Source organism: Microvirga yunnanensis (genome assembly GCF_025460875.1).
Map to the genome: position 1 here is coordinate 13,830 of NZ_JAMXFI010000039.1, position 18,841 is coordinate 32,670.

At 68.0% G+C, this 18,841-nt stretch carries 15 protein-coding genes, 1 other RNA gene and 3 pseudogenes; 9 read left to right on the plus strand and 10 right to left on the minus strand.

The window, feature by feature from the left end:
• Positions 1 to 43 precede the first annotated feature (43 nt).
• The 7 genes from NF876_RS19515 to NF876_RS19545 all read right to left on the minus strand — a co-directional run bounded on the left by NF876_RS19515 (position 44) and on the right by NF876_RS19545 (position 4,683).
• A complete protein-coding gene (locus NF876_RS19515) occupies positions 44 to 1,333 on the minus strand; it encodes an HD-GYP domain-containing protein (RefSeq protein ID WP_262270360.1) in 1,290 nt (429 codons plus the stop codon).
• A 179-nt stretch (positions 1,334 to 1,512) separates the two neighbouring features.
• Positions 1,513 to 2,205 carry an exopolysaccharide biosynthesis protein gene (locus NF876_RS19520; protein WP_262270322.1) on the minus strand — a complete coding sequence of 231 codons (693 nt, stop codon included), beginning with the start codon at positions 2,203 to 2,205 and terminating at the stop codon, positions 1,513 to 1,515.
• 138 nt (positions 2,206 to 2,343) lie between these two features.
• Positions 2,344 to 3,165: a TIGR00282 family metallophosphoesterase gene (locus NF876_RS19525; RefSeq protein WP_262270323.1), complete on the minus strand. Its 822-nt coding sequence runs from the start codon at positions 3,163 to 3,165 to the stop codon at positions 2,344 to 2,346.
• A gap of 13 nt (positions 3,166 to 3,178) precedes the next feature.
• Positions 3,179 to 3,760, minus strand: a complete 582-nt coding sequence (locus NF876_RS19530; RefSeq protein WP_262270324.1) for a 5-formyltetrahydrofolate cyclo-ligase — start codon at positions 3,758 to 3,760, stop codon at positions 3,179 to 3,181.
• A 4-nt stretch (positions 3,761 to 3,764) separates the two neighbouring features.
• Positions 3,765 to 3,922: non-coding RNA, 6S RNA (ssrS, locus tag NF876_RS19535), on the minus strand.
• A 95-nt stretch (positions 3,923 to 4,017) separates the two neighbouring features.
• Positions 4,018 to 4,386 carry a cell division protein ZapA gene (locus NF876_RS19540; RefSeq protein ID WP_262270325.1) on the minus strand — a complete coding sequence of 123 codons (369 nt, stop codon included), beginning with the start codon at positions 4,384 to 4,386 and terminating at the stop codon, positions 4,018 to 4,020.
• A gap of 3 nt (positions 4,387 to 4,389) precedes the next feature.
• Positions 4,390 to 4,683, minus strand: coding sequence for a DUF4164 domain-containing protein (locus NF876_RS19545; protein WP_262270326.1), 294 nt, complete (start codon positions 4,681 to 4,683; stop codon positions 4,390 to 4,392).
• 422 nt (positions 4,684 to 5,105) lie between these two features.
• Between NF876_RS19545 and tkt the strand changes: the two genes are divergently transcribed.
• From tkt to NF876_RS19590, 9 genes and pseudogenes are all read left to right on the plus strand, one after another.
• The gene (tkt, locus tag NF876_RS19550) at positions 5,106 to 7,040 is read left to right on the plus strand and encodes a transketolase (RefSeq protein ID WP_373696688.1); all 1,935 of its coding nucleotides are present in this window, start codon (positions 5,106 to 5,108) and stop codon (positions 7,038 to 7,040) included.
• Positions 7,041 to 7,085: 45 nt separating this feature from the next.
• Positions 7,086 to 8,093 (plus strand): type I glyceraldehyde-3-phosphate dehydrogenase, encoded by a 1,008-nt coding sequence (gene gap, locus NF876_RS19555; RefSeq protein ID WP_262270328.1) that lies wholly within the window; start codon positions 7,086 to 7,088, stop codon positions 8,091 to 8,093.
• Between the two features lie 13 nt (positions 8,094 to 8,106).
• Positions 8,107 to 9,273 (plus strand): phosphoglycerate kinase, encoded by a 1,167-nt coding sequence (locus NF876_RS19560; protein ID WP_262270329.1) that lies wholly within the window; start codon positions 8,107 to 8,109, stop codon positions 9,271 to 9,273.
• A gap of 117 nt (positions 9,274 to 9,390) precedes the next feature.
• Positions 9,391 to 10,479: a class II fructose-bisphosphate aldolase gene (gene fba, locus NF876_RS19565; protein WP_262270330.1), complete on the plus strand. Its 1,089-nt coding sequence runs from the start codon at positions 9,391 to 9,393 to the stop codon at positions 10,477 to 10,479.
• A 246-nt stretch (positions 10,480 to 10,725) separates the two neighbouring features.
• Positions 10,726 to 11,376 (plus strand): thiamine phosphate synthase, encoded by a 651-nt coding sequence (locus tag NF876_RS19570; RefSeq protein WP_262270331.1) that lies wholly within the window; start codon positions 10,726 to 10,728, stop codon positions 11,374 to 11,376.
• Complete coding sequence (locus NF876_RS19575) at positions 11,376 to 12,275, plus strand: tetratricopeptide repeat protein (RefSeq protein WP_262270332.1); 900 nt, start codon at positions 11,376 to 11,378, stop codon at positions 12,273 to 12,275. Before NF876_RS19570 ends, NF876_RS19575 begins: the two co-directional genes overlap by 1 nt.
• A 129-nt stretch (positions 12,276 to 12,404) precedes the next feature.
• Positions 12,405 to 13,177: pseudogene (locus NF876_RS19580) on the plus strand (inositol monophosphatase family protein).
• 524 nt (positions 13,178 to 13,701) lie between these two features.
• Positions 13,702 to 14,666, plus strand: a pseudogene (locus NF876_RS19585) (flagellar motor protein MotA).
• Positions 14,666 to 15,694, plus strand: a complete 1,029-nt coding sequence (locus NF876_RS19590; protein ID WP_262270333.1) for a peptidoglycan -binding protein — start codon at positions 14,666 to 14,668, stop codon at positions 15,692 to 15,694. The pseudogene NF876_RS19585 and the gene NF876_RS19590 overlap by 1 nt, the downstream one beginning before the upstream one ends.
• On the opposite strand, the gene pip is transcribed toward NF876_RS19590, so the two are convergent.
• The 3 genes and pseudogenes from pip to NF876_RS19605 form a co-directional block, all read right to left on the minus strand.
• Positions 15,681 to 16,649, minus strand: coding sequence for a prolyl aminopeptidase (pip, locus tag NF876_RS19595; RefSeq protein WP_262270334.1), 969 nt, complete (start codon positions 16,647 to 16,649; stop codon positions 15,681 to 15,683). The two genes, NF876_RS19590 and pip, sit on opposite strands and share 14 nt — an antisense overlap.
• 54 nt (positions 16,650 to 16,703) lie before the next feature.
• Positions 16,704 to 16,877: a DUF3606 domain-containing protein gene (locus NF876_RS19600; RefSeq protein ID WP_262270335.1), complete on the minus strand. Its 174-nt coding sequence runs from the start codon at positions 16,875 to 16,877 to the stop codon at positions 16,704 to 16,706.
• Between the two features lie 81 nt (positions 16,878 to 16,958).
• A pseudogene (locus NF876_RS19605) lies at positions 16,959 to 18,738 on the minus strand (ABC transporter transmembrane domain-containing protein).
• Between the last annotated feature and the right edge of the window lie 103 nt (positions 18,739 to 18,841).

An 18,841-nucleotide genomic window follows, 5' to 3' on the forward strand; every position in this document is an offset into this window, starting at 1 on the left:
CAAAGCCCCCTTCTGCCACTTGCGTCGAAAGAGGCCGGCCCGGTCAGGCCGGGCTGGTCCCGAGCCGCTCGAGGCCCCGGCGGAGAGCCTCCAGACAGTCCGGATCGAAGGCCGTTCCGACATCCGCCGTCATGATCCCCATGGCCTTCGAGACCGGCATGGCGGGCCGGTACGGCCGGTCGGCCGTCAAGGCGTCGAACACGTCCGCCACGGAGATGATCCGGGTCTCGCGGCCGATCGCGTCACCCTTCAGTCCTCTCGGATAGCCCTTGCCGTCGAGCCGCTCGTGGTGGGCCCCGCCGATGCGGGCCACGTCCTGGAAAGCGCCGATCCGGGACAGGATGGTCTCGCTGTAGAGGGCATGGCGACGCACCGCGGCGAATTCCGCGTCATCCAGCTTGCCCGCCTTGTCGAGGATCTCGTTGCTGACCCCGAGCTTCCCGATGTCGTGGAGCAGGGCCGCTCTGCGGAGGCGACGCCTGTCCGCCTCGGCGAGGCCCATCTCCTCCGCGATCAGGTCAGCGAAGAAGGCCACCCGGTCGCTGTGTCCGCTCGTATAGGGGCTCTTGGAATCGACAACCCGCGCGAAGGCGGCCGCGATGTCGTCGAGATAATCCTCGTCCGCGAGTTCGATCCGCTGAGCGGGTTCGAGGGCGAAGACCGCGCTTTCGACCGCGTCCGATCCCAGGGTCTCCCAGAACGTCCGGCGTTCGGCCACGCGCTCGAATGCCTCGACGATCCAGGGGTCGAACCACGTGCCGGACCGCTCCCGCGCCTCCCGCCGGGCCGCCGCCTCCCCGGCCCCGGTATGGAACACGTCCACCACCTGGGCCAGAAGGGCGATACGTGAATAGACCGGGATTTCGGCTCCCGCCGTGCCCATCGGCTTGCCGCCCCCGTTCCAATGTTCGTCGAGCGCCTGGATGCCCAGCGCGACGCCTTCGGGGAAGCGCAGCTGCCGGGCGATCTCGGCGCCGCGCTGGCAACGGGTTTCGATCAGTTCCCGAGCGATCTCGCCCCCGTTCCGGACGATGTTGATCACCGTGCGGAATCTCTGCGCCAGCCCGGCCTTCAGGCCGGTATGGGACAGGACGAAGCCCAGAATCTGCGGGAGCCGGTCGCCCGCGGTCTTGAAGTCTCTTTTGAAGGCGAGGTCATCCGTCAGGTAGAGCTGGCAGATCCGGGCAGCATTGCTGCTGCATCCAAGATCCTTCAGGAGGAGCGTGTAATAGAGCTCCCAGAGAGCCGTGTCGTCCAGCCCGAGTTCGCGCCCCACATGCACGCCGATCCAGCAGACCCTTACGCAATGGCCCACCGGCTGGCCTTCGGTCATATCGAGAGCATGGCTGAGCGCTCCCAGGACCTCCGACAGCCGGACCGCCTGCGGAGCGTCGGACAGATCGCTCCGCCATTCGCTTGATTGTACGCCCACCTGCTGCCCCCGGGATCGAACCGGGATAGGTTTACCGGCCGCCGCTTAAGAGATCGTGCCCAACCCCTTGTCGGCCCGCCCTAGAAGCCGAGCCAGGACGGCAGGGTGTGGATGGTCGCGAGAATGAGGTGGTAGGAGGCGCCCAGCACCGTCGCCGTATAGGCGAGCCCCGCCAGGCCGATGAGATAGCCGAGGATCAGCAGGTAGCCGTCCTCCTCCATGATGGCGATGGAGGCGATCACGAGCGCGATCGAGGGCGGAAAATTGGTGCCTGGGAACGGGATCAGCACCGAAACGGCGACCAGGAAGGCGAAGAACCCGACCACCCGGTCCCCGAAGGGCCCGAAGAGCGCAAGCAGCCGCGGCCTGCAATAGCTCTCGAGCTTCTTGAGCCTGGGCTCGGCGATGTCGATGAGGCGCTTGAACTTCGAAACCGAGACGGTGCGCCGCAGGATGAAGCCGGGCAGCCAGGGCCGGGTATGGCCCAGCATCATCTGGATGCCGAAGATCAGGACAGGCGTGCCGACGATGCCGGCGATTCCCGGGGGGGCCGGCACGCAGTTCGGAAGAGAGAACAGGATCAGCACGAACCCGAAGGCGCGCTCGCCGAAGGCCTCGATGATCTCGCCGATCGAGATCGTCTCGCCCTTGGCCTCGTCGATGACGGCCCGCAGAACCGCGGAGGCGCTCTGGTGCTCATGGGCGCGATGGAACTCGCTTTCCTCGTGGTAGAGGCCCTTTTTCGGCCGTGCCGTCTCCGTATCCGCGTCCAAGGGTGTCCTCCGTGACGGAAGAGATGGGAATGGCGACGCTCCCCGCCAAGAGACCCGCCAAGAGAGCGGCGCTGTCGAGCGCTTCCCTTGCGGGCGTATCCACGGCGTCACCCGGCTCCTGACGCCGGACGCCGCCGCTCAATCCCAGAACCGGGGCCAGGTCTCCTCCAGGTTCGGCCCGAGGCGCACCGCCGCCACCCGCCGGGCGAGGCCCGTTCGGTCGTCGGTCTCGACCGCGACGCCCGAGAGCGTGCCCTCGCCCAGGCCCGGCTCGAGGCGCGTGCCAGGCGTCTTCTGAAGGAACCGGCGGATCGCCTCCTCCTTCTGCATGCCGAGAACGGAATCGTAATCGCCGCACATGCCCGCATCCGACATGTAGGCGGTGCCGCCCGGCAGAACCCGATGGTCGGCGGTGGGCACATGAGTGTGGGTCCCGACGACCAGGCTCGCCCGGCCGTCGAGATGGTGGCCCATGGCCTCCTTCTCGCTCGTCGCCTCCGCGTGCACGTCGACGATGACCGCATCGGCCACCTGTCCCAGCGGACAGGTTTCGAGCTCCCGGTCCACGGCCGCGAACGGGTCGTCGAGCGCGTCCATGTACAGGCGGCCCATCACGTTGACGACGAGGACCCGGGCGCCCGAGCGGGTGTCGATGAGATTGGCACCGCGCCCGGGCGTGCCCGGCGGGTAGTTCACCGGCCGCAGCAGCCGGGGCTGGCGCTCGATGAACACCAGCGTCTCGCGCTGGTCCCAGGAATGGTTGCCGAGGGTGATCGCATCGGCGCCGGCGGCCAGGATCTCGTCGCAGATCGCCTCGGTGATGCCGAAGCCGCCGGCGGAGTTCTCGCCGTTGATCACCACGCAGTCGAGCTGCCATCGGTCCCTGAGCCCGGGCAGGCGCTCGATCACCGCGTTGCGGCCGGGCCGCCCGACGATGTCGCCGAGGAAGAGAAGACGCATGATGGGTCCTTGACTAGGATGCCGTCCGGATGAGTTCGACTTCGGTGACGATAACGTCGAGGAGCCGGTCATGGGGCTCGACCGGAACCTCGTCGATCTCCTGAACCGCATAGGCCAGCCCGATCGTCAAGACCGGATGCTGCGCTTCCAGCGCCGCGATGGCCCGGTCGAAATGGCCCTTGCCGTAGCCGATGCGCCCTCCTCGGCGGTCGAACGCCACGAGGGGCACGAGGAGAGCCTTGGGGAATACCTCCGGGGCATCCGGGCCGGGCTCGCGCACGCCGAAGCCGCCTTTGACCAGCACGTCGCCGGGCTGCCACAGGCGCCAGCTCAGATGGGGGTGGAGGATCTGGGACAGGGCGACGTCGTGGCCCCGCGCGAGCAGCGCTTCCATGAGCGGACGCGGATCGACCTCGCTGCGGATCGGCCAATAGCCTCCGACCGGGGTGACGTCCTTCAGCGCCGGGAAGGCGAGAGCGCGGTCGGCGATGCCCTGCGCAGCCGCGTGGCGGAAGTGTTTGTCGAGGCCATCGCGCCGCGCGAAGACCTCGCTGCGGACGCGTTCTTTCAGTTCGGAGGGGGGAAGGGATTGCATAAGGTGCGGAGCCACGAAAAGCCGTCGGAGAAGCGATCCCGGGAACCTACAAAGTAGGTGGGCGCCGTATGTCCCGGTCCAGGGACCGGGTCAGGGACAGCTCCCTTCAGGATCGATAAGGCCCCGGGGAATATGAACTCCTAACGCGCCCCGCAGCCCCGCCTTCCCTATGTAGGGATCGGGGCGGTCCGGGGGAAGGGGAAAAGTGGGGCGGCCCGCAATCTTTCTCGTCGGGCCGCGAGACAAAAGGATTTCTCTCAGCCCTGCCCCGCCCCGTTGAGGCTGCGCGCCAGCTCCTCGATCCGCTCGGCCGCCATCTGCACGCCCTCGGCGAGCCTCGCCTCGATCCGCTCGAGGCGCTCGTCCCGCGAGGCATTGATGCTGTTGAGCGTCGCCACCTCGGCCTCCAGGGCGTCGACCCGCCGCTTGGTCTCGTGCAGCTCGTCCGCCTGGGCGATGGCCGCCATCACATGGAGGCGCAGGTCGCCGATCTCGCCGAAGGCAAGGCGCATGTCCTCGATCCGGGCATCGTAGGCGGCCGCCAGGCCCTCGAGATGCCCCTCCTCGCCCTCGCCGCAGGCCATGCGGTAGGTCTGTCCGGCAATCGTCACCGTCACCTGGGGCATGGCCTACCCCTCCTCCGGCTCGAGTTGGCCGGCCTGGTCCAGAACGGTCTGGACGGCCCCGATGGCTCGGCGGACCCGCCGGCCGACATCGTCCGTCGCCGCCTCGAAACGGTGGAGCCGGGTGAGCGCGCCATCGAGCTCCACGGCCAGGCGGGCCCGGTCGTCCTGCATGATCTGGAGCTCGGTTTCCAGGCCGCCGCGGCGCCTGTCGGCCTCCAGACGACGGGACACGGATGCCTCAAGAAGTCCCAAGGCCATGTCCAGCCGCTTCATCGCTTCCTCGAGTGTCGGCGCCATCATGCCTCCTGAATCGGGCACGACACTAGCGCATCGTGCGGAAAAGTGGACTCGGTTTTCCGCGCCGAACGATGCGCCGCTCAAGGAATTGAGCATCGGATCGATCCCAAAAGTGGGTCCACTTTTGGGTCCGATGCTCGAGCGCATCGTGCGTCAAAAGTGGACCCGGTTTTCGGCCCGATGCGCGTCGTGAGGAGGCAGGGCACCCGATTTCGCAGGCGGCGGGGCCGGGGGGACTCGAGGGGATTACGCCGTTCCAGCCTTTGACTCGCCCTGGCCGCGTGTTAAGGAGCCCGGACCTTTTCCGGACAGACCGCCCCGTTGCGGGGCCCTCAAGACTTGTGGATCTCGCCGTGCAAGATACCGTCTCCGTCGATCGCGTCACCCATTCCGATCTGGCGAACGCCGTGCGCGTCCTCGCCATGGACGCCGTCGAACAAGCCAAATCCGGCCATCCGGGCCTGCCCATGGGCGCCGCCGACATGGCCACGGTGCTGTTCACCAAGTTCCTGAAATACGACGCCGCCGACCCGACCTGGCCCGACCGCGACCGGTTCATCCTCTCCGCGGGCCACGGCTCGATGCTGCTCTATTCGCTCCTGCACCTGACGGGCGTGAAGGGCATGACGATCGAGGAGCTGAGGAACTTCCGCAAGCTCGACTCGAAGACCCCCGGGCACCCCGAGAACTTCATGACCCCGGGCGTCGAGACGACCACGGGTCCCCTCGGCCAGGGCATCGCCACGGCCGTGGGCTTCGCGCTCGCCGAGCGCATGCTGAACGCCGAATACGGCGACGATCTGGTCGACCACCACACCTACGTGCTCGCCTCGGACGGCGATCTCATGGAGGGCATCAGCCAAGAGGCGATCGCGCTCGCCGGCCACCTGAAGCTGAACCGCATGATCGTCCTGTGGGACGACAACCAGATCTCCATCGACGGACCGCTGTCGCTCTCGGATTCCGTCGACCAGGTGAAGCGCTTCCAGGCCTGCAACTGGAACGCGGTGCGCGTCGACGGCCACGACCCGAAGGCTCTCCAGCGCGCCATCGCCCGGGCCCAGAAGTCGGACAAGCCCACCCTGATCGCCTGCCGGACCACCATCGGCTACGGCGCCCCGAAGAAGGCCGGCACCTCCAAGGCCCACGGCGAGCCCCTCGGCGCCGAGGAGCTGGCCGGCGCCAAGGCCGCCTACGGCTGGAGCCACGCGCCCTTCGAGATCCCGGACAACATCCGCGACGCCTGGGCCAAGGCCGGCAGGAAGGGCCGCCGGCAGCGCAAGGCCTGGACCGACCGCCTGAAGGCCCTGCCCGCCGAGAAGTGGGCGGAGTTCGAGCGCCGCGTGAAGGGCGTGCGCCCCGAAGGCCTGGCCGACGCCGTCGCCCGGCTGAAGGAACGGCTCGTCGCCGAGCCGCAGGCCGTGGCCACCCGCAAGGCGAGCGAGCTTGCCCTCGAGGTGATCACCGAGGCGGTGCCGGAGCTGGTCCTGGGCTCGGCCGACCTGACGCCCTCGAACAACACCAAGACCAAGAACCTCACGGCCATCTCGCCCGGCCATTACGCGGGCCGCTACATCCACTACGGCATCCGCGAGCACGGGATGGCGGCGGCCATGAACGGTCTTGCGCTCCATGGCGGCTACGTGCCGGCCGGCGCGACCTTCCTGGTCTTCACCGATTATGCCCGTCCCGCCATGCGCATCGCGGCGCTCGCCGGCATCCCGGTGGTCTACGTGATGACCCACGACTCGATCGGGCTGGGCGAGGACGGCCCGACCCACCAGCCCGTGGAGCATCTGGCGGCTTTGCGCTCCATGCCGAAGATGCGCGTGTTCCGCCCGGCGGACGCCATCGAGACGGCGGAAGCCTGGCAGCTCGCCCTCGAGCGCACGGACGGGCCGAGCACCCTGGCCCTCACCCGCCAGAACCTGCCGCAGGTCCGGAAGGAGGGCGGCGCCGCCAATCTCTCGGCCACCGGCGCCTACGAGCTATCGCCGGCGAACGGCAAGGCCCGCGCGACCATCTTCGCGTCCGGCTCCGAGGTCGAGATCGCCCTGGCGGCCCAGAAGCTTCTCGACGAGCAGAGCTTCGCCGTCCGCGTGGTGTCGGTGCCCTCGCTCGACCTCTTCCTGGCCCAGCCCGAGAAGGTCCGCGCCCGCATCATCGGCGATGCGCCGATCAAGGTCGCGGTGGAGGCGGCCGTGCGCTTCGGCTGGGATTCGGTCATCGGCCCGGACGGAATTTTCGTCGGCATGCATGGGTTTGGCGCCAGCGCGCCCTACAAGGACCTTTACAAGCACTTCGGCATCACGGCCGAAGCCGTGGCCGAGAAGGTCCTCCGGACACACAATCTCTGAGGCTCGAGAAGACCTGAGGCCTCGCTACACAAGGGAGCTAAGACTATGACGGTGAAGGTCGCGATCAACGGATTCGGTCGCATCGGACGCAACATCCTCCGCGGCATCGTGGAGAGCGGCCGCAAGGACATCGAGGTGGTTGCCATCAACGATCTCGGGCCGGTCGAGACGAACGCTCACCTGCTCCGCTTCGACTCCGTCCATGGCCGCTTCCCGGCCGACGTGCAGGTCGACGGCGAGTTCCTCGTCATCAACGGCCAGAAGATCCGCGTGACCGCCATCAAAGATCCGGCGACCCTGCCGCACCGGGAGCTCGGCGTCGACATCGCCATGGAATGCACCGGCATCTTCACCTCGAAGGAGAAGGCCTCGGCGCACCTGACCGCCGGCGCCAAGCGGGTCATCGTGTCGGCTCCGGCCGACGGGGCCGACCTCACGGTCGTCTACGGGGTCAACCACGACAAGCTGACGAAGGACCACATGGTCATCTCGAACGCCTCCTGCACCACGAACTGCCTCGCCCCGGTGGCGAAGGTGCTTCATGAGGCGGTGGGCATCGAGAAGGGCTTCATGACCACGATCCACTCCTACACCAACGACCAGCCGACGCTGGATCAGATGCACAAGGACCTCTACCGCGCCCGCGCGGCGGCCCTGAACATGATCCCGACCTCGACGGGCGCCGCCAAGGCGGTGGGCCTCGTGCTGCCCGACCTGAACGGCAAGCTCGACGGCTCGTCGATCCGCGTGCCGACCCCGAACGTGTCCGTGGTCGACTTCAAGTTCGTGGCCAAGAAGAACACCACGAAGGAAGAGATCAACGCGGCGATCAAGGCCGCCGCCGCCGGGCCGCTGAAGGGCATCCTCGGCACCACGGACCAGCCGAACGTCTCGTCGGACTTCAACCACGATCCGCACTCCTCCGTGTTCCACCTCGACCAGACCAAGGTGATGGAGGGCAACTTCGTGCGCGTGCTGTCCTGGTACGACAACGAGTGGGGCTTCTCGAACCGCATGGCGGACACCGCCGTCGCCATGGCGAAGCTCATCTAAGGGAGGCCGCTTCATGACCGCCTTCCGCACGCTCGACCAGGCCGAGGTCAAGGGAAAACGCGTTCTCGTCCGGGTCGATCTCAACGTCCCGATGGAGAACGGCCGGGTGACGGACGCGACGCGCATCGAGCGCGTCCTGCCCACCATCCGGGAAATCGCCGAAAAGGGAGGAAAGGTGATCCTTCTCGCCCATTTCGGCCGCCCGAAGGGACGCGATCCCAAGGAATCCCTGAAGCCGGTCGCGGAAGCGGTCTCGACGCATCTCAAGAAGCCCGTGGCCTTCGCCGACGACTGCATCGGCGAGGCCGCGGCCAAGGCCGTCGCCGCCCTCAAGGACGGCGACGTGCTGCTCCTCGAAAACACCCGCTTCCACGCGGGCGAGGAGAAGAACGATCCGGCCTTCGTGCAGGATCTGGCGAAGCTCGGCGACCTCTACGTGAACGACGCGTTCTCGGCCGCGCATCGCGCCCATGCCTCCACCGAGGGCCTCGCCCGCGTCCTGCCGGCCTATGCGGGCCGCACCATGCAGGCGGAGCTCGACGCCCTGACCAAGGGCCTGGAGGCGCCTAAGCGCCCGGTCGTGGCCATCGTGGGCGGCGCCAAGGTGTCGACCAAGATCGACCTGCTCGAGAATCTCGTCACCAAGGTCGACGCCCTGGTCATCGGCGGCGGCATGGCCAACACCTTCGTGCACGCCACGGGCCTCGGCGTCGGCAAGTCGCTCGCCGAGAAGGATCTGGCGGCCACCGCCCTGCGCATCATCGACAAGGCCCGCACGTCCAACTGCGCCATCATCCTGCCCGTCGACGGCGTCTGCGCCTACGAGTTCAAGGCGGGCGCGCCCAACCACACCTACGGCATCGATGCGATCCCCGAGGACCAGATGATCCTCGACGTGGGCTCGCAATCGGTTGAGCGCGTCTCGGCGGCGATCAACGACGCGGCCACGCTGGTGTGGAACGGTCCCTTCGACCAGGGCACGGTGGCGGCCGCCCGCCACGCGGCCCAGCGCACCAAGGAAGGCAAGCTCGTCTCCGTGGCGGGCGGCGGCGACACGGTGGCGGCCCTCAACCATGCTGGCGTTGCGGACGACTTCACCTATGTATCGACGGCAGGCGGCGCCTTTCTCGAATGGCTCGAGGGCAAGTCGCTGCCCGGCGTGGAAGCGCTGAGAGCCTGAAGGACCGTTCTCCGGCGGGGACATCCCTTCCCGCGCGGGGAACGTGCTTCACAATTCGCTTAAGCTAAGGTTCAGTTTCGGCGCGCTTAGAAGAACGCGCCCCATAAGGAGGACGAGATGGCACGCATCACCATGAGGCAGCTTCTGGATCACGCCGCCGAGCAAGGCTATGGCGTGCCTGCCTTCAACATCAACAACATGGAGCAGGCGCTCGCGATCATGGCGGCAGCCGGCGAAGTCGATGCGCCGGTGATCATCCAGGCGAGCCGCGGTGCGCGCTCCTACGCCAACGACGTCATGCTCAAGCACATGATGGATGCGGTCACCGAGATCTATCCGCACATTCCGGTCTGCGTGCATCTCGACCACGGCAACGAGCCCGCCACCTGCATGACCGCCATCCAGGCCGGCTTCACCTCGGTGATGATGGACGGCTCCCTCAAGGCCGACGGCAAGACCCCGGCCGATTGGGACTACAATGTGGGCGTGACCCGGAAGGTGGTCGAGATGGCCCATCTCGGCGGCATCTCGGTGGAAGGCGAGCTCGGCGTGCTCGGCTCGCTCGAGAGCGGCGAAGGCGAGGCCGAGGACGGCCACGGCGCCGAGGGCAAGCTCTCGCACGACCAGCTTCTGACGAATCCCGACGAGGCCGTGAAGTTCGTGGCCGAGACCAAGGTCGACGCGCTTGCCATCGCCATGGGCACCTCGCACGGCGCCTACAAGTTCACCCGCAAGCCGGACGGCGCGATCCTCGCCATGCACGTGATCGAGGAGATCCACAAGAAGCTCCCCAACACCCACCTGGTGATGCACGGCTCGTCCTCGGTGCCGCAGGATCTCCAGGACATCATCAACCAGTACGGCGGCCAGATGAAGCCGACCTGGGGCGTGCCCGTGGAGGAGATCCAGCGCGGCATCAAGCACGGCGTGCGCAAGATCAACATCGACACGGACAACCGCATGGCGATGACCGGCCAGATCCGCAAGGTCCTGAGCGAGAACCCGGGCGAGTTCGACCCGCGCAAGTATCTGAAGCCCGCCATGGAGGCCATGACGAAGCTCTGCAAGCAGCGCCTGCAGGAGTTCAACACCGCCGGCCAGGCCTCCAAGATCAAGCGCGTGTTCACCCTGGCCGAGATGGCCAAGCGCTACGCCTCCGGCGAGCTCGACCCGACCTTCGGCACGAGCCGGCAGGCGGCCGAGTAAGCGGGATCGGAAGCCTCGATCGACCCTCCCGGTCGTCACCGGCCTTGTGCCGATGATCCCGACCGGTCGAGGCGCAGCGCCTTTGCGTATCGGGATGGCCGGGGCAAGCCCGGCCATGACGCAGGTGGAGACGCCATTCATCGATCAGGCTTTCGCCGCAATCATGATCGACAAGCGGGGCCTCGCAAGACGGCCCCGTTTTCGTTATGGAATCCCGTCTGTCCTCTTTCGTGACCTCGAACATCCATGGCCGATACCGCCGCCCGCCTCTACCTCATCACCCCTGTCCTGACGGACGCCTCCTTCGCGCCGCGCCTCGCCGAGGCCTGCGCCACCGGAGCCGTGGCGGCCGTCCTGCTGCGGCTGGCTTCAGCCGACGAGCGGAGCCTGATCAATCAGGTCAAGGCCCTTGCCCCGGCCGCGCAGGAGCATGGCGCGGCCGTGCTCGTCTCGGCCGAGGGCGAGGCGGATCTCGCGACCGTCGCGGCTCGGGGCGGCGCCGACGGTGTGCATGTTCCGGGCGATCCGGCCCGCCTTCGCGAGCTGCGGGACCGCCTGAAATCCGACCGCGCCGTCGGGGCCGGGGCGATCCGCACCAAGGATGACGCCATGACCCTGGGCGAGGCCGGGGCCGATTACCTTCTCTTCGGCGAGCCGCGTCCGGACGGGTCCCTGCCCTCCCTGGAGAGCGTGATCGACAGGGCGTCCTGGTGGGCCGAGATCTTCGAGACGCCCTGCGTGGCCTATGCGCCGAGCCTCGACGCGGTCGGGCCCCTGGCGGCCACGCAGGCGGAATTCATCGCCTTGGGCGAGGCCGTCTGGTCGCATCCCGACGGTCCGGCGGCGGCCGTGATGGCAGCCCTGGAGATCCTGGACCGGCAGGAGGCCTCGCGCTGATGCGGCTGTCCTGGATCATCGGCGGCGTCCTGCTGGCGGCTTCCGCAACCGCAAGCCCGGCCAAGGAGCTCGATCTCGCCTACGGGGCCTATCAGCGCGGCCTCTACGAGACGGCCTTCCGCGAGGCGACCCTGCGGCTGGAGAAGAACAACAACGATGCCGCGGCCATGACCCTTCTGGGCGAGCTCTACAATCAGGGCCTCGGGATCGCCATGGATCCCAAGAAGGCATCCGAATGGTACCGCCTGGCGGCGCAGCGAGGCGACGCCAATGCGCTCGCGTCCCTGGGGCTGATGGCCCTCGACGGCCGCGGCATGGCCAAGAATGCCGCGCAGGGCCGCGCCTGGCTCGAAGAGGCCGCCGCCAAGGGCAATCCGCTGGCCTCCCACAATCTCGCCCTGCTCCTGCTCACCAGCGGCAACGACGCGGACCTGCAGAAGGCCGTCGAACTCTTGAAGAAGGCCGCGGCCGCGGAGATCCCGGACGCGCAGCATGCCCTCGGCGTGCTCTACCTCAAGGGCCGGGGCGTCGCGCGGGATCCCTCGGAAGCGGCCCGGCTGTTCGAGCGTGCCGCCCGCAACGGCAGCTCGGTCGGCGAAGTGGAATATGCGATCCTGCTCTTCAACGGCGACGGAGTTCCGGCCAGCGAATCCCAGGCCGCGCGCTATTTCCGCCGCGCCGCCGCCAAGGGCAACGCCATCGCGCAGAACCGTCTGGCCCGCCTCCTGGTCGCCGGTCGCGGCGTGCCCGCCAACAAGGTCGATGCGGCGGCCTGGCATATCCTGGCGGCCGCCCAGGGCCTCGCCGACCCCTGGCTCGACGACGCGCTCAAGGACATGGGCGCCGAGGACCGCAAGCGCGCCGAGAAGCTGGCCGCGGAGCGCCTCGGCATGCGCTGAGCGCATGAAATGCCGCAGACGCGGGATCATTTGCGTCCCGGCCCGGTTGACCACCGCTTGACGCCACTCGCCCCGTGGTCCATCGACCACATCTTCTTTTGATGTTCGCTCTTTGCCAGGACCTGCCCGATGATCCGTTCGCCCCTCATGACCGTCATGACCGATGCCGTGATGAAGGCTTCGCGCTCGCTCAAGCGCGATTTCGGCGAGGTCGAGAACCTGCAGGTCTCCCGCAAGGGCCCGGGCGACTTCGTCTCGGCGGCCGACCGCAAGGCGGAGAAGATTTTGCGCGAGGCGCTCGAGAAGGCGCGCCCCGGCTACGGTTTCGTCATGGAGGAGGAAGGCGTGGTCGAGGGCACCGACCCGAGCCATCGCTGGCACATCGACCCGCTCGACGGCACCACGAACTTCCTGCACGGCCTGCCGCAATTCGCCATCTCGGTCGGACTGGAGCGGGACGGCCAGATCGTCGCCGGCGTGATCTACGACCCGGCCAAGGACGAACTCTTCATCGCGGAGCGCGGCAAGGGCGCCTATCTCAACAACCGCCGCATCTCGCCGATGCCGTCGTGGCCTGCGGCCTGCCCCATATCGGCCGGGGCGATCACGGCCTCTTCCTGCGCGAGACCGCCGCCGTGATGGGCTATGTGGGCGGCATGCGCCGCTGGGGCGCCGCCGCCCTCGACCTGGCCTACGTGGCCTGCGGGCGCTTTGACGCCTATTGGGAACGCGGCCTGAACACCTGGGACATGGCGGCCGGCATCCTGATGGTCCGCGAGGCGGGCGGCTTCGTGTCGGACGCGGACGGGGGCAGCGACCCGATGGCCAAGGGCTCGATCGCCTGCGGCAACGAGGTCATGCACCGCGACCTGCTCAAGCTCCTGAAAAAAGCCAAAGGCTAGAGCATCGCACCCAAAAGTGGGCCCACTTTTGGGATCGGATCCGATGCTCCACTCTTTGAAGAGCGCATCGTTCGGGGCGGACCCAGCGGGCCGCGCAAGCGACCCGAAGGGCCACGCCAGTGACCCGAAGGGCCGCGCCAGCGAATACCCAGTCTCCTTTTCACGAGCGTGGCCCTCTGGGTCCGCACGATGCGCTAGAGCCTTTTTCGGCGAAGTGGATCCGGTTCGCCGTCAAGAATGCGGCACGGCTAGGAAGAGAGGTGATTCCACACCAGTGGAAACAGCTCTCGTCTTTCCGCCGGCGATATTTCTGTTCGTGCCGGCCGAGGGGGACCATGGTCGCGCTTGATCCTTCGGACGGTCACGGTCACATTGGGGCATCGTGCGGAAAAGTGGCCCCGGTTTTCCGCAGGGAACGATGCGCCGCTTCAGGGAAGGAGCATCGGATCGATCCCAAAAGTGGATTCCACTTTTCACGTCCGAGGCTCGAGAGCAGGCCCGAAGCACGAACGCACAGGATAGCGATGGCGGACCAACCCCTTACCCCACCGCGGATTTATCTGATCCGCATGGCGGTCTTCCTGGTTCTGGCAGGGTTCGTCGCCTTCATTCTGTACCGGCAGATCTGGGAGGCGTTCCAGGCCAATCCCGGCCTCAACGCGCTGATCCTGGGCGTCATGTTCATCGGCATCGTGCTGGCGATCCGGCAGGTCTGGCGGCTCTTTCCCGAAGTGCGGTGGGTCAACACCCTGCGGCAATCCGAGGATGGGCTCGTCGCCCCCTCCCCGCCGGTCCTGCTCGCGCCGCTGGCGGCTCTCCTCGGCAACCGGCCCGGTCAGGCGGGCTTTTCCGTCGCCGCGACCCGCTCGGTGCTCGATTCCATCGGGGCCCGCCTCGACGAGAGCCGCGAGATCGTGCGCTATCTCGCCGGCCTGCTGGTGTTTCTCGGCCTGCTCGGCACCTTCTGGGGCCTGATCGATACGGTGGGCTCCGTCGGGCGCATCATCTCGTCGCTGCGCACCGGCCAGGACACGGCGGTCCTGTTCGACGAGCTGAAGAATTCGCTCGCCGGCCCCCTGCAGGGCATGGGCCTGTCCTTCCGGCGTCGCTCTTCGGCCTCGCCGGCTCCCTGGTCCTCGGCTTCCTCGATCTTCAGGCCGGCCAGGCCCAGAGCCGCTTCTACACGGAGCTGGAGGACTGGCTCGCCACCTCCACCATGGACACGCCCGCCGATACGTCCCTGCGCGCCGGCGCCACTTCGCACGACCTGACGGTGGCGCTGAACCGGCTCACCGCCGCCGTGAACGACGGCGCCGGCGGCCGGGCCGCGACCCAGGCCATGGCCAACCTGGCCGAGGGCGTGCAGGGCCTCGTGCAGCACATGCGCGCCGAGCAGCAGATGATCCGCGACTGGGTCGAGGCTCAGGCGGCCCGCGAGAAGGAGCTCAAGCAGGTGCTCGACCGTCTGTCCCGTGAGAGGCTGCCCTGATGCCGGCCTCGAGCGCAGGAGGCCGCCGGCGCGGGCGCTCAGGCCAGATCAATTACTGGCCGGGCTTCGTCGACGCCCTGTCGACGCTGCTGCTCGCCATCATCTTCCTGATTTCGGTCTTCACCGTGGGCCAGTTCTTCCTGTCCCGCGAATTGTCGGGCCGCGACACGGTGCTCGACCGCCTGAACCGCCAGATCTCGGAACTGACCGACCTTCTCTCCCTCGAGCGCTCGAACCGGCGCACCATCGAGGACACGGTCACGTCCCTGCAGACCACCCTGCGGGCCAACGAGGCCGAGCGGGCGCGCCTGCAGAGCCTTCTGGACAGCGGCGGCGCCGCGCAGGCCCAGGCGCAGGAGCTGGGCACCCAGCTCGAGACCGAGCGCCAGGCCACCGGCCGGGCGCTGAGCCAGGTCGAGATCCTCAACCAGCAGATCGCCGCCATGCGCCGCCAGCTGGCCGCCCTGGAGGACGCCCTGTCCGCGTCCGAAAACCGCGACAAGGAAAGCCAGGCCCGGATCGCCGACCTCGGCAGCCGCCTCAACGTGGCCCTGGCCCAGAGGGTCCAGGAGCTCGCCCGCTACCGGTCCGACTTCTTCGGCCGCCTGCGGCAGATCCTCGGCAGCCGGCCCGACGTGCGCATCGTCGGCGACCGGTTCGTGTTCCAGTCCGAGGTGCTTTTCCCGGCCGGCCAAGCCTTCCTGCGGCCCGAGGCCTCCGGCGAGATCGACCGCATCGCCAGCGCCCTCATCGAGCTGGAGCGCCAGGTTCCGCCCGATATCCCCTGGGTGATCCGCGTCGACGGCCACACGGATCAGCGGCCCATCGCCACCTCGCAGTTCCCGTCGAACTGGGCCCTGTCCTCGGCCCGCGCCATCGCGGTGGTGCAGGCGCTGGTCGCGCGCGGCGTCCAGCCCCAGCATCTCGTGGCGGCCGGCTTCGGCGAGTTCCAGCCCCTCGACAACGGCACCACGGAAGAGGCCTATGCCCGCAACCGCCGCATCGAGCTGAAGCTCACGGAGCGGTGAGCCGCGCAAACCGATCCGTCGCGGCCACGATGGTCTCGGTCATGCCCGGATCGCGCGCGTCGTGCCCGGCCTGGGCGACGACGATCAGTTCGCTGCCAGGCCAGTGCCGTTGAAGGCTCCAGGGCGTCACGAGGGGCCCGCCGATATCGAGCCGGCCATGGATCAGGACGCCGGGGATGCCCGCGAGGCAGCCGGCATCGCGCAGCAGAGCCCCCTCCTCGAGCCAGGCGCGATGGCGCCAGAAATGGGTGACGAGTCGCGCGAATCCTAGACGGAAGGCCGAATCCTCATACCGGGGATGGGGCTTGTGGCCCGGATGCACCGCCACGACGGCGATTTCCCAGTCGCACCAGTCCCGTGCGGCCTTTTCGTGGACGACAGGATCCGGATCCATGAGCAGGCGGTGATAGGCCTCGACGAGGCTTCCCTCCCGATCCGCCTCCGGGACGCCTGCCCTGAACCGGCTCCACGCATCGGGAAAGAAGGCCCCAACGCCCCGGGTGATCCAGTCGATCTCGGCCTCCGTGGTGGTGGCGATGCTGAACAGCACCATGGCCGAGACCCGCTCCGGATGCCGCTCGGCATAGGCGAGAGCCAGGGTCGAACCCCAGGACCCGCCCAGCAGCAGCCAGCGCCCGATCCCGAGATGCTCCCGCAGCCGCTCGATATCGTCGACCAGATGGGCGGTGGTGTTGGTGGACAGGTCGATGCCGGGTTCGCTCGCATGGGGTGTGCTCCGCCCGCTGCCACGCTGATCGAACAGCACGATCCGGTAGACGCCCGGGTCGAAGCTGCGTCGCGCATTCGCGGTGCAGCCTGAGCCGGGACCTCCATGGAGAACGAGAGCCGGCCGTCCGGCCGGGTTGCCGCAGGTTTCCCAATAGACGAGATGCCCGTCGCCAACCTCGAGCTTGCCGGCATCATAAGGATCTATGGGTGGGTAAAGATCGGGCATGAGCCATGTAGTAGCATGCCCGGGCGGTCACACCAGACCGGCAGACCTTTGCGCTTACCTCTTCCCCAAGGCCAGCGCGACGTCGTGGACCTGATCGCCGACCCGGCGGATGGTCTCGACGACCTGCTGGCGCGGGACGTTCCAGCGGTCGGACCAGTACTGGAGATCCCACGGCTCGAGGACGTTGATGCGGGGGGAATCCTGAGGGTGCCTCCTGCTGACCACCATGCCGTCCTCCCGGCCGGACGAATCGCCTGTGTGGGTCCTGTCTCCCATGAAAGCATGGCAAACATGGGTCGGATGGAGATTTTATTCGGCCGCCTCGTGATGCTCGTCGGCGCTCGTGAACTGGAGCCGGGCCAGACGCGCATAGAGACCGCCCAGAGCGAGGAGCGTCTCGTGAGTGCCCTCTTCCACGATCACGCCCTTGTCCATGACCAGGATGCGGTCGGCGGAGCGCACGGTGGCCAGGCGGTGGGCGATGACCAGGGTGGTGCGGCCTTCCATCAGCCGGTCGAGGGCGGTCTGGACCTTGCGTTCGCTCTCCGCGTCGAGCGCGGAGGTCGCCTCGTCGAGGAGCAGGATCGGGGCGTCCTTGAGGATCGCGCGGGCGATGGCCAGACGCTGGCGCTGGCCGCCCGACAGGGTGACGCCGCGCTCCCCGATCATGGATCGGTAGCCCTCCGGCAGGGCCTGGATGAATCCGTCCGCGGAGGCGAGCTCGGCGGCGCGGCGCACCTCCTCCTCCGTGGCGTCCGGGCGGCCGTAGCGGATGTTGTCGAGGACGGAGGCAGCGAAGATCGTCGGCTCCTGGGGCACGAGGGCCATGCGGGCGCGCAGGGCGAAGGGATCCGTCTCGTGGACCGCCACCCCGTCGACCCGGATCGTGCCGCTCTGCGGATCGTAAAAGCGCAGCAGCAGCTGCAGGACCGTGCTCTTGCCGGCCCCCGAGGGCCCGACGATGGCGACCCGCTCGCCGGATCCCACGGCGAAGCTCAGCCCGTGGATGGCGCGCTGGTCGGCCCGGGTCGGGTAGGCGAAGTGAACATGGTCGAAGGCCACGGTGCCGAGTGGCGGCTCCGGCAGAGGCTTCGGGTGAAGCGGACGCTCCACGGCGGGCTTGGCGGCGAGGATCTCGCCGAGGCGCTCCGCGGCGCCGGCCGCCTGGGCGAGTTCGCCATAGACCTCCGAAAGCTGGCCGAGCGAGCTTGCGGCAAAGACCGCATAGAGCACGAACTGCGACAGGCGCCCGCCGGTCATCTGCCCCGCCAGCACGTCCTGGGCGCCGTACCAGAGCACGCCGACCACGCTCGCAGAAACCAGGAAGATGCCGGCCCCGGTCAGGAAGGCCCGCATGGTGGTCGACAGCCTGGCCGCGTCGAAGGCGTCCTCGGCGGCCGCGGCGAAGCGGGCGGCGGTGAGGTTCTCCATGCCGAAGGCCTGCATGGTCCTGACCGCGCCGATCGCCTCCGCGGCATAAGCGGAAGCATCCGCGAGGCGGTCCTGGGCGGCCCGGGAGCGTCGCCGCACGGCCCGGCCCGAGAAGACCAGAGGCAGGACGATGACCGGGATGGCCAAAAGCACGAGCGCCGAGAGCTTCGGGCTCGTGATGATCATGAGGACGGTCGCCCCGAGAAAGAGGAAGAGATTGCGCAGGGCGATCGAGATGCTGACCCCGAAGGCCGCCTTGAAGCCGGGAGACGATCTCGCCGCTCTTGGTCTGGTCGAAGAAGGCCGGGTCGAGGGAGGTCAGGTGCCGGAACACGGCGGAGCGCAGGTCCGCCACGACCCGTTCGCCGAGGGTGATGACGCAGTAGTACCGAAGGGCGCTCGCCACGGCGAGCACGCCCACCACCACGACCAGCAGGGCGAAATAGGCGTTGATGTAGGCCCGGCCCTGCTCGGAGAAGCCGAAATCGATGACCCGCCTGACCGCGATCGGCACCACCAGGGTCGCCGCCGACGCCATGGCGAGGGCAACCAGCGCCGCCGCGATCCGCCCCTTGTAAGCCAAGCCGTAGGGAATGAGCGGCTTCAGGGCGCTCAGCGCAGCCTTGGGGCGGTTCTGCCCTTGGGAATGGTCGGCCATGACACCTTACGTCTTCGGGAATTGTGACACCGGGCGGTTTAGCACCTTTAGCGCACCGTGCGAAAAAGTAGACCCGGTTTTTCGCGGTCAACGGTGCGCCAGC

Excerpts from the sequence above, each read along its gene's own strand:
- NF876_RS19515 (WP_262270360.1), bottom strand. The coding sequence starts at position 1,333 with ATGACCGAAGGCCAGCCGGTGGGCCATTGCGTAAGGGTCTGCTGGATC.
- NF876_RS19560 (WP_262270329.1), top strand. The coding sequence starts at position 8,107 with ATGACCGCCTTCCGCACGCTCGACCAGGCCGAGGTCAAGGGAAAACGC.
- NF876_RS19540 (WP_262270325.1), bottom strand. The coding sequence starts at position 4,386 with ATGCCCCAGGTGACGGTGACGATTGCCGGACAGACCTACCGCATGGCC.
- NF876_RS19590 (WP_262270333.1), top strand. The coding sequence starts at position 14,666 with ATGCCGGCCTCGAGCGCAGGAGGCCGCCGGCGCGGGCGCTCAGGCCAG.
- pip (WP_262270334.1), bottom strand. The coding sequence starts at position 16,649 with ATGCCCGATCTTTACCCACCCATAGATCCTTATGATGCCGGCAAGCTC.
- NF876_RS19525 (WP_262270323.1), bottom strand. The coding sequence starts at position 3,165 with ATGCGTCTTCTCTTCCTCGGCGACATCGTCGGGCGGCCCGGCCGCAAC.
- fba (WP_262270330.1), top strand. The coding sequence starts at position 9,391 with ATGGCACGCATCACCATGAGGCAGCTTCTGGATCACGCCGCCGAGCAA.
- gap (WP_262270328.1), top strand. The coding sequence starts at position 7,086 with ATGACGGTGAAGGTCGCGATCAACGGATTCGGTCGCATCGGACGCAAC.
- NF876_RS19575 (WP_262270332.1), top strand. The coding sequence starts at position 11,376 with ATGCGGCTGTCCTGGATCATCGGCGGCGTCCTGCTGGCGGCTTCCGCA.
- NF876_RS19530 (WP_262270324.1), bottom strand. The coding sequence starts at position 3,760 with ATGCAATCCCTTCCCCCCTCCGAACTGAAAGAACGCGTCCGCAGCGAG.
- NF876_RS19600 (WP_262270335.1), bottom strand. The coding sequence starts at position 16,877 with ATGGTGGTCAGCAGGAGGCACCCTCAGGATTCCCCCCGCATCAACGTC.
- NF876_RS19570 (WP_262270331.1), top strand. The coding sequence starts at position 10,726 with ATGGCCGATACCGCCGCCCGCCTCTACCTCATCACCCCTGTCCTGACG.
- tkt (WP_373696688.1), top strand. The coding sequence starts at position 5,106 with ATGGACGCCGTCGAACAAGCCAAATCCGGCCATCCGGGCCTGCCCATG.
- NF876_RS19545 (WP_262270326.1), bottom strand. The coding sequence starts at position 4,683 with ATGGCGCCGACACTCGAGGAAGCGATGAAGCGGCTGGACATGGCCTTG.